Origin of the sequence: Methylophaga sp. UBA1464, assembly GCF_002325665.1 — a bacterium.
In the GTDB taxonomy this organism is placed as follows: domain Bacteria; phylum Pseudomonadota; class Gammaproteobacteria; order Nitrosococcales; family Methylophagaceae; genus Methylophaga.
The window spans coordinates 30,435-40,432 of sequence record NZ_DCSO01000048.1; the positions used below are offsets into that span (position 1 = coordinate 30,435).

A 9,998-nucleotide genomic window follows, 5' to 3' on the forward strand; every position below is an offset into this window, starting at 1 on the left:
TTGGCTTGCTCGCTATACATCTGCATCACGTTGTCAGTGTCCGACTGAATCAACCTGATTGCTTCAACATAGGCCTCAAGCAAATGCTGACAGTATTCCGGATTTTCCTCAGCCATCTGCCGGGTCGTCACCAATAACCATTTAGCACTGTATACATGGCTGCCATCTACTTGCTCAATTTGATCGGCATATTCATCAATATATCGGTTTGTCCATGGTTGCCAGGTCACAATGGCATCAACTTTTCCCTCAACTAATGCCGAACCCAGTTCCGTAACCGGCAAATTAATAAGCTCCACACTGTCGGCATCTAATTGATAAAAAACGGTATATAACCACCATAAATATTCGGCATTGGTGCCCTTACTAAGCCCTACCTTGCCTCCCTTCAGCGCATTGACTGTCTGTATATTCCTTCCCTTCAGCGTTAATATCTGGTTCATCCGGGTGGAGTGCAGGAGATTCCCTAAAATGACCGGCTCATTACCCTGACGCGGGGTATCCGCATTGGCTAATTTGTCCAGCGTAAAGGGGGTTGGTGCCATTAGAGCAAAATCAACTTTGCCTGCGAGCAAGTCATCCAGGTTTTGCTTTCCAGACTCGGAAAGAGACACTTCAAGATTTAAATGATGTTTTTGAAACAGATTGTTTTTACTGGCCACCAACGTCGGCAAATCACCCAGATAATTCACTCCAGCCAATTGTAATGTCGGTTCTGCAGGCTCTTCAGAGCGACAGGCGACAAGGAAGAAGACAAGTAAGCTTAATAATATTTTCAATCTCATGCTGTCTTCCATAATTGCGTTGGTGCATTTATAGTCTTTATTACGCCCGTTTAATGGCTAACTTTAATCTTTTCACGCACATTTGCAAAATAGACCTACAAAGATTTTCACCCTACAAAAGTGAAGAAACTGTCCGCGAAACATCCTCAGCACCCTGCAATATTTCCGTCATAACTGATGAAACGGCAGTCAGCTGTTCATTACTGTCCATAGCTTTTTGCTTCACACTATCCATTCTTTGTGTCACATCATGTGTCAGCATACGATTTTGCTTGACCACTTCTTTTATTTCATCAGTGGACTCGCTGGTTCTGGAGGCCAACTTTCTGACCTCATCAGCTACTACCGCAAACCCCTTGCCCTGCTCCCCTGCACGTGCCGCTTCTATGGCAGCATTTAATGCCAACAGATTCGTCTGTTCGGCAATATCGTTAATTGTAGAAACGATATTTTCAATGTTTTTAGATTCTTTATTCAACTGTTCAATGTTCGCTGACGTATCGGATACATCCTGCAGGATAGTATTGGACATTGCTACAGAGGTATTAAGTAAATCAACACCATTTTTGGCGATTTGAGAGGTTTCCTCCGCGGTGGAAAATGACATTTCTGCTGCACGCATGACCCTGTCGTTATGTTCGATTCTCTGAGTAATATCACTGGCAAATTTAATCACCTTGACAACCTTACCCTCATCGTCAAACACAGGGTTATAAGAGGCTTCCAACCAGACGGAATGTCCGGAAGCTGTTTTCCTGACGAATTGATCGGAAAAGAATTTTCCCGAACTGATGTCTGCCCAGAAATGTGGATTTTCTTCATAAAATTGATCGAAACAGAAGATACGATGATGATTGCCAACCACCTGCTCTGATGTATATCCCACCACCGAAAGAAAGTTATCGTTGGCTTTTAAGATCTGACCATCAGGAGTGAACTCAATAATCGCCATCGAGCGGTTTAATGCACTAAACGCTGCTTCAAGATCGCGCATGTTGTTATGAGACTGAGTGACATCTGCTGCAATTTTAAGGATACCGGTAACCTTATTATCCTTGTTAGTTATCGGAAAATAGGAAGCTTCCAACCAAACTACTTGCCTGGATTTAGTGAATCGTTTGTACGTACCCGACTTTTGTTTACCATGACTAAGTTGCTCCCAAAAACTTTTATATTCAGCAGACTGGATATAATCCTCATCACAAAATATCTGATGATGCTTGCCAATCAGTTCAGATTTTTCATAGCCCACAACGGATAAAAAACTGTCGTTAACCTCTTCGATAATTCCTTTATTATCAAATTGGATGGTTGCCACTGATGACTGGATTGAATTCATCAGACTATTAATCTCATTATATTTACTGTATGTCTCAGCTAAATCTCTTTTTAATTTTTTATTAAACATCTAAACCCATCCAATTTTTATAATGTGATCAATATGAATAAACACCAACTAATCACTGCATTTTGTAAGGAATTAAAACGGATTTATTGTGAATTTTATGTCAATAAAATTAGTGTCTTAAAAGAGTGCACTTTGCATTACTGACTATTGCTGAATATAAAGCCATGTTGAAAAATACGTTAAAACAGTTTGCCAGGGGTCTGAAACTGCATATCTCAGCTCTGTATTTAGCCAGCAAGGACCCGGCAGTACCTGAAATGGCGAAATGGTTGGGAATTGCTGTAGTAGCGTATGCATTAAGCCCTGTTGATCTTATTCCGGATTTTATTCCTGTCATCGGTTATTTGGATGAACTGCTTATTCTGCCGTTGGGTATTTATCTGGCCGTAAAACTGATACCGGAGGAGGTATGGGCTGACTGTCTGACAAAAGCTGCAATGAAGCCAATTCAATTACCGGAAAATCGTTATGCTGCCGTAGCGATAATCTGTTGTTGGTTACTCTTTTCAGCTGTGCTTACGTATGCTGTTTGGTCACTGTTTTATCAATGAATATCCCAAAGCATTTGTGACACCCATTTTATATATCTTTCAATTCATCCCCAGATGATGAACGCTCAACAGGCCCCAACATCTTTTCCGCCTGGATAAGTTCATCAAACGCTTTTGCACTGATATAACCAGAGCGTATCGCCTCCTCCCGTAATGTGGTTCCATTAGCGTGCGCCTGTTGAACGATAAAACTGGCGTTATCGTAACCGATCACGGGAGATAAGACCGTAACCAGCATCAGCGAATGGTTTAATAAGGCGTCGATGCGTAGTCGATCGGGTTCCAGCCCAATCAGGCAATACTCCGTAAAGCTGTTTACGGTATGCACCAGCAATCGTATCGACTGCAGCAGGTTATGAATGATTACCGGCTTAAACGTATTCAACTCTAATTGTCCCTGAGCCCCGGCGAAGGTTATCGTCATATGGTTGCCCATTACCTGGGCACAGACCATCATCATTGCTTCACATTGAGTGGGATTGACCTTACCCGGCATGATGGATGAACCGGGTTCATTTTCAGGTAACTTTAATTCCCCTATACCGCAACGCGGTCCGGATCCTAATAGACGAATATCGGCAGCGATTTTATTCAGACTGACCGCCAGAGTATTTAATCCCCCCGACACATTGACCAGCCCATCGTGAGCAGCCTGCAAAGAGAGTTTGTTTTGACTGGCGGTGAAAGGTAAACCGGTAAACTCAGTTAAATATTCAGCAAACTTTTCGGCGAAACCGACGGTACTGTTTAGCCCCGTTCCTACAGCCGTTCCGCCTTGAGGGACCGAATATAATTCACCCGTGACTTGTCTCAGCCATCTGATATTAGCGTTAATTTGCGAGGCATAAGCCGAAAACTGCTGGCCCAGAGTCAGGGGCGTGGCATCCTGCAGATGGGTACGGCCAGTTTTGATAATGGCTTGCCATTGGTCTGCATGCTGTTCCAGTAGCTGTTGCATATTTTCCAATGCAGGCAACAGCTGATGATGAATTTGTTCAACCGTCGCAATATGCATTGCAGTCGAAAAGCTGTCATTAGTGGATTGACCGATATTGCAGTGATCATTGGGATGAATTTGACTGGCAGTATCTAATCGCTGTGTGGCAAGGTTGGCAATGACCTCATTCATATTCATATGGGTTTGTGTACCGGAACCGGATTGCCAGATGCTTAATGGAAACTGCTGATCATGTTCGCCGTTTATGACTTCAAGGCTCACCTCTGAAATGGTCCGGCCGAATTGAAAATCTAGTTGGCGAATATCCATATTGGCCTGGGCAGCACAACGTTTTACGATAGCTAATGCACGAATAAATTCCCGGGGAAAGGTTTCTTCACCGATAGAAAAATGTCTGAGGGCAAGCTGTGTTTGCTTACCCCAACGTCTTTCACTGGACATAAAAACGATTCAGGGTTAAACCATCAAACATGTTTCTGTAAAGAAACATTACTGGCGTAATTGAACATTAAGCTGATCAACCACTTCTGCCCAGTCCGAGTCTGAAGCCAGACATTCTTTAATAAACGCTGCCTGGGATGCTGACCAGAAGCTGGCATCTTCCAGTTTTTCATCTTCCTGCAATGTATGATCCGCCATAAAGTCTTCAATGGCCTCCTCATTGCTCTCCAACCCCAGCTGCATAAACAGATTTTCCATATTGTGCTGCGACATATCCATAGCCAATATCCTCGAATTCACAAGCGTTGAAACATCATAACTGAACTTACATTACGCTTAATAGGCTGCTTTTCAAAGAGAAGACTGGAATTTCAAATTTGCAGGAAAATCATTGTTTCTGGCGTGTTAATCTCCACGGTGATTTCCGAACTGATTAAGCAACCGTGGCCAGCCAGTCCTGATAACTTGGCTTGGCTTGAGCGTGTAAACCGGCAGAACTAAATGCACTTTCACTATCAATTAATTCACCATTATGTTCAAACACATTATGGTCTGCGTAATGTCTGACCCAAGTCTCCAGGTCCTGCATTTCAGTATTCATTCTCATCATCTCAATCCCAATAGTTATAGAAAAAACTGTTAATTGAAGCTGTTATCACTCAATTAATACGTTTTCATTTTATTAAGATGATGTGTAATTCATGTGAAGAATCAATGCTTTGTCGTCGACATGTGAGCTGATTCACATTTATATCGGCCCGTTATGATTTGCATTATTTTTCGTTTAACGGCGCTAACCACTGCACGCCACCAAGCCTGCGTTGCTGCTGTAAATTCCATTCAGCACGTTTATGCAGATGCTGCGCTGGCCTCGCTGGATTGTAATTTAATGGGCTGGGTAATGAAGACGCGAGTAAAGCCGCCTGCATGGGGGTCAGATTCGCTGCCGGAAGTCTGAAGTGATATTGGCTGGCGGCCTCGATGCCAAATACCCCAGGCCCCCACTCAGCGATATTCAGATAAACCTCAAGAATACGTTGCTTACTCCATGAGAGTTCGATCAGTAAGGTAAACCATACTTCCAAGCCCTTTCTGAACCAGCTGCGTCCAGTCCAGAGATACATATTCTTCGCCACTTGCTGACTGATAGTGCTGGCACCACGCAAGCCTCCCCTACGCTCTCGCTCTTTCAGCGCCTGCTGAATCGCCTTAAGGTCAAACCCACTGTGTAAGGGAAATTTCTGATCCTCAGAAGTGACCACCGCTAACGCCGCGTGTTTAGGAATCGCTTCCCAGCTTAACCAGGATTGTCGTAATTCAAAGTCTTCCGTTGAATGAATCCATCTATCAGCCATCACCATGGTGATCGGTGGATTCACCCAGCGAAATGGCAACACCAGCAATAAACTCAACAGAACAAACGCCAATATCGCTTGCAGTAATCCCCGTAAAATAAACCGATAAACTCGACGCACAGCCATTCCTAAACAAAACAGACATCTTCAAAGATGCAAACCCGCACATAATGGGGCGTTTATTTTTGCCATGCAACATTCATTAATACAGTCAATGCGGATAACGTTATTCCGGGCATCGTTATTCCAGTCTTCTGAGTAACAACATGGGTGACACGGTCAATACCGGCGTTAATTGCCAGCGTCCTAATAACGCCAGTATAAAAGCACTGATAAACGGCAAGTTGACCACTACCGGCCAATGCCAGCGAAACTCGCCATCAAACATACGGCTTTGCAAAGCCCAAACCGCTATTTCTGCAGCAAATACCCCTAGAATACCGGCTAGAAAGCCAATCAATGCAAACTCAATCATCGTGGCTCTTACCAGTAATTGTTGTTGACCGCCTAAGGTACGTAATAATGCCCCCTCACGTTGTCGTTCAGACATCGTCGCGCTGACAACGGCTACCATCACCGCAATGGCAGCCAGCAGAATCATTAATAATATTGCTTCAACAGCCTGCGTGACCTGGCGGATGATTTGCTGAATACGTTCGATAATATGATCAATTTCCAGTACTGAAATCGTTGGGAACTGTCGCACAAAATCATTCAACAGTGCTTTATCCTGCTCTGCCAGATAAAAGCTGGTAAGCGACGTACTGGGCAATCCATCTATCGCACCATTGGGTGGAAAAATAATAAAGAAATTCGGCCGCATACTGTCCCATTGCACACTGCGAATACTGGTGATTTTAGCAGTCACTTTTTCAGCACCCACTGTAAAACCCAGTTCATCGCCAACCTTTACTCCAAGCGATTCAGCTAATGACTGCTCAATTGATAAGCCCTTGGTATCTCCCGCCTTAAACCATTGTCCGGCCACAATTTCATTATCATCCGGATAACTATCTGAAATCGTCAGGTTTAATTCCCGGCGCAGTTCATCGTCATCTTTGTTTAACGCGACTTCCTGAGCCGGCTGTGCATTTATCTCGGTCAGTCTGCCTCGGATAATCGGGTATAGCGGGCTTCTGTTTAGATCATGCTCAGTAAAAAAAGCTTCAACTTCATTAACAGATTCCGGTGCAATATTAAGCAAAAAGTGATTTGGCGCATCTTCAGGCAACTGTGCCTGCCAGTCAGCTAACAAGGAAGAACGCACCAGAACCAAGGTAGCGGCCAGCATAATCGTCATGGCAAACACTGACATTTGTGACAAGGTGGCGTTGCGATGTCGGTACAAAGCGATGACCGCTAACCGCCAACTACCCTGTCCTGCCGTAAATTTGCGTAACAGCCAGATTAGTCCGGCACCTACGATAGCCAGAGTGACGACTAGAGTGATAATGGCGCCCAGTAAGGCTATTACCAATTTAAGATCGCTGACATAGATCCACAACAGACCCAATATTACCGCAACAGCCAACAACAAATCTTTGGCTAAAGCACCTTTATCATTGGTTGGCAGGCTGCGAAACACACGCATTGCCGGGGTATTCCGTAATCGATCTATTGGCGGATAGGCAAAGGCAAACAACGCGACCAAAGCCGTTAATATAGCTGGCCACAGTTGCCAGAAATCCAATTCAAACTGTAACGGTTGTTCCATCAATTGAGCTGTCATCGAGGCCATTAACCAGGCTGCCGGTATCGCTAACAATAAGCCAATCACTGTCGATATCAGTCCCCAGATGACGAGTCGGGATAAATACAACTTGCGAATACGTTTACCGGTCAGACCCATAGTTTTTAATAAGGCCACCCGATCCCGCTGACTAAGTGCATATTGGCGGCTGGCAACGGCAATGGCCACTACAGCCAGTAACACGGCCAGACTGCCGCCCAGCAATAAAAATCCTTCTGCTTTATCCAGAGATTCCCCCAGGGTTTCTCCCTGACGAACATCTACCCAGCGGTAATTATCGGTTAACTGTGGTTCCAACCAGGTTTCAAAATCCGCCAGATTGGTGGCACCTCCGGCAAACAGACCACGATGACGCACCCGGCTACCCTCTTGTATAACCCCGGTAGACGCTACATCGTCAATATGCATCATAACCCGTGGCGCCAGATTGGAAAGTCGAAAGCCGCCATCTGGCTCACGCATGATCACCCCAGTCACTTCAAGTGATGTAGCCCCGACTTCCAGAGCATCCCCCGGACGTAATTCCAATAAGCGCATTAAACGTGGATTCAACCAGACTTCACCAGGCTTGGGCCCTGATGTAATAATTTGCCGTGCCGCCTCCAGATCGGCCTGCCATTCAAGTTCACCTCGCAACGGGTAATTATTATCAATCGCCTTAACCGCAACCAGTTGAAATTGGCTTTCATTAGACACCATGGTGCCAAACTCAATCATTCGACCAATTTCTAAACCAAAATTTTCTGCTTCTGCATACCACGCCTCTGGAATCGGTGCATTGGTTCGGCTGTTTAATTGACGATCTGCTGCCAAAAAAGCACTGGCAGACGTCATTAACGTACGTTGCAGATGATCAGCAAAGGCATTAATGGTGGCTACCGTAGCAACCGCTATAATCATAGCCAGCAACATGACTTTAACGTTTCGTTCGCGTAAATCCTGACTAAACGAAATGACTTTACCTGTCACACTCATGCAGATATAACCCCTGCATCAGCGGCGTGATGTTCATGTAATACACCCGCATCAATTACAAAATGTCGCTGACAACGATCGGCAAGTTGCTGATCATGTGTCACCATCACCAGCGTGGTGCCCTGTTCACGATTCAGTGCCATTAATAAATCCGTAATAGCTTCACCGGTACGCGTGTCCAGATTGCCAGTGGGTTCGTCCGCAAATAACACTTTCGGTTCAACGGCAAAGGCTCTGGCAATAGCCACCCGTTGTTGCTCACCTCCCGATAATTGCCGTGGTGTGTGCTGCATACGCTCGCCAAGACCGACACGCTCAAGCAGGTTTTCAGCTTGTGTTTTAGCATTAGACAGTCCTGCTAACTCTATGGGAAGCATGACATTTTCGATTGCAGATAACGTCGGTAATAATTGAAAAGACTGAAATACAAAGCCAACACGCTGCGAACGGAGACTGGCACGTTCATCTTCCGATAATGCACTGATAATATGTCCATCAAGCTTAACCGTTCCACTGGAGGGTAAATCCAGTCCTGCCAGTAACCCCAGTAAGGTGGTTTTACCTGAGCCGGACCGGCCGACGATAGCGGCCGATTCACCTTTACGGATATCCAGATTCACATGCTGCAAAATCGATAACTTATCAGTGCCTAAATCGACAGAGTGCGACAGATTTTGTACCTGTATCATGAAGTCGTTTGAAAGATCCGGTTGTCTATCAGTGGACATGCTTTCCTCACATAATTAATGGGTGGTTATGAAAACCTTATTATCGTCACAAAAATTGTTTATCTGGTTGTTTTTAGTACTGATCAGTTTTCAGTCACAAGCTGCTGAACCACAGCGAAAAAACCTGTTAATTGTTGGTGACAGCCTCAGCGCTGCCTATGGTATCGACAGTGATGCCGCCTGGGTTGAGCTGCTCAAAAATCGTCTGGAAGATAAGACACCTGGCACCTGGCATGTGGCCAATGCCAGTATCAGTGGTGAAACAACCGACGGTGGTCTACGCAGACTACCCGATTTACTGGACAAACATGAGCCCACCATTGTCGTTATAGAATTAGGTGGTAACGACGGCTTAAGAGGTTTTCCACCTGACGTTATTCGAAATAATTTAGCCAAAATGATCCAGTTATCCCAACAGCACGAGGCAAAAGTTTTATTGGTCGGCATCGAAATTCCACCGAACTATGGTCCCCGTTACACAACAGCATTTGCCAATGTTTATTCCAGTCTGGCAAAAGAGTATAACGTGGCTTTTTTACCATTCTTTCTGGCCGATGTTTATGATGGTGAAGCAATGATGCAGGCAGATGGGATTCATCCAACGGCAAAAGCACAACCGCAACTACTTGATAATATCTGGTCTGAGTTACTTGCATTACTCGAACAGTAGATTAACTTAATTAAACCTTGTATCTGACCTGATTAATCGCTGAAATGTTGCCGAATGTTTAAACTAAATATGCTTCATTTGAAGCCAAACTGCCATCATCATGGAAATCGTTATGATTAAAGCCGTTATTTTTGATATGGATGGCGTACTGATTGATTCCGAGCAGATTTGGGATGATGCTGAAAAAACTGTTTTTTCCAGTTACGGAATTTCAATTACTGAAGCCGATCAATTACTGACCCGCAATATGAACATGCAGGAAGTCTCGGAATTCTGGTCGGCAAAAGCACTTACATCCTTTTCGCTTCAAGCTGCCGAGCAACGTGTCATTGAAGAGGTTTGCCTGCAGATTCAAAAAAGCCCCCGTGCTATGCAAG

The 9,998-nt window shown here is 44.7% G+C and carries 11 protein-coding genes; 3 read left to right on the forward strand and 8 right to left on the reverse strand.

The window, feature by feature from the left end; translation table 11 throughout:
- Nucleotides 1–785 (reverse strand): ABC transporter substrate-binding protein (locus B3O33_RS05730; protein ID WP_292363173.1); only part of this gene is annotated, 785 nt, incomplete at its 3' end.
- 112 nt (nt 786–897) lie between these two features.
- Nucleotides 898–2,193: a methyl-accepting chemotaxis protein gene (locus tag B3O33_RS05735; protein WP_292359723.1), complete on the reverse strand. Its 1,296-nt coding sequence runs from the start codon at nt 2,191–2,193 to the stop codon at nt 898–900.
- A gap of 125 nt (nt 2,194–2,318) precedes the next feature.
- On the opposite strand from B3O33_RS05735, the gene B3O33_RS05740 reads away from it, so the two are divergent.
- Nucleotides 2,319–2,744 (forward strand): YkvA family protein, encoded by a 426-nt coding sequence (locus B3O33_RS05740; protein WP_292359725.1) that lies wholly within the window; start codon nt 2,319–2,321, stop codon nt 2,742–2,744.
- Nucleotides 2,745–2,772: 28 nt separating this feature from the next.
- Here B3O33_RS05740 and B3O33_RS05745 read toward each other — a convergent pair whose 3' ends face one another.
- The 6 genes from B3O33_RS05745 to B3O33_RS05770 all read right to left on the reverse strand — a co-directional run bounded on the left by B3O33_RS05745 (nt 2,773) and on the right by B3O33_RS05770 (nt 8,951).
- The gene (locus B3O33_RS05745) at nt 2,773–4,143 is read right to left on the reverse strand and encodes a class II fumarate hydratase (protein ID WP_292359726.1); all 1,371 of its coding nucleotides are present in this window, start codon (nt 4,141–4,143) and stop codon (nt 2,773–2,775) included.
- A gap of 48 nt (nt 4,144–4,191) precedes the next feature.
- A complete protein-coding gene (locus B3O33_RS05750) occupies nt 4,192–4,422 on the reverse strand; it encodes a DUF2789 domain-containing protein (RefSeq protein ID WP_292359728.1) in 231 nt (76 codons plus the stop codon).
- Nucleotides 4,423–4,576: 154 nt separating this feature from the next.
- Nucleotides 4,577–4,750 carry a hypothetical protein gene (locus B3O33_RS05755; protein ID WP_292359729.1) on the reverse strand — a complete coding sequence of 58 codons (174 nt, stop codon included), beginning with the start codon at nt 4,748–4,750 and terminating at the stop codon, nt 4,577–4,579.
- A gap of 166 nt (nt 4,751–4,916) precedes the next feature.
- Entirely contained in the window at nt 4,917–5,624 is a 708-nt protein-coding gene (gene mtgA, locus B3O33_RS05760; protein ID WP_292359730.1) for a monofunctional biosynthetic peptidoglycan transglycosylase, read from the reverse strand.
- A 115-nt stretch (nt 5,625–5,739) separates the two neighbouring features.
- Nucleotides 5,740–8,223: an ABC transporter permease gene (locus B3O33_RS05765; protein WP_292359732.1), complete on the reverse strand. Its 2,484-nt coding sequence runs from the start codon at nt 8,221–8,223 to the stop codon at nt 5,740–5,742.
- Nucleotides 8,220–8,951: an ABC transporter ATP-binding protein gene (locus B3O33_RS05770; RefSeq protein WP_292359734.1), complete on the reverse strand. Its 732-nt coding sequence runs from the start codon at nt 8,949–8,951 to the stop codon at nt 8,220–8,222. The genes B3O33_RS05765 and B3O33_RS05770 overlap by 4 nt, the downstream gene beginning before the upstream one ends.
- Nucleotides 8,952–8,979: 28 nt before the next feature.
- On the opposite strand from B3O33_RS05770, the gene B3O33_RS05775 reads away from it, so the two are divergent.
- Together B3O33_RS05775 and B3O33_RS05780 are read left to right on the forward strand one after the other, a co-directional pair.
- Complete coding sequence (locus B3O33_RS05775) at nt 8,980–9,621, forward strand: arylesterase (RefSeq protein ID WP_292359735.1); 642 nt, start codon at nt 8,980–8,982, stop codon at nt 9,619–9,621.
- 112 nt (nt 9,622–9,733) lie between these two features.
- The coding region (locus B3O33_RS05780) for an HAD family hydrolase (protein WP_292363174.1) at nt 9,734–9,998 on the forward strand (265 nt) is incomplete at its 3' end.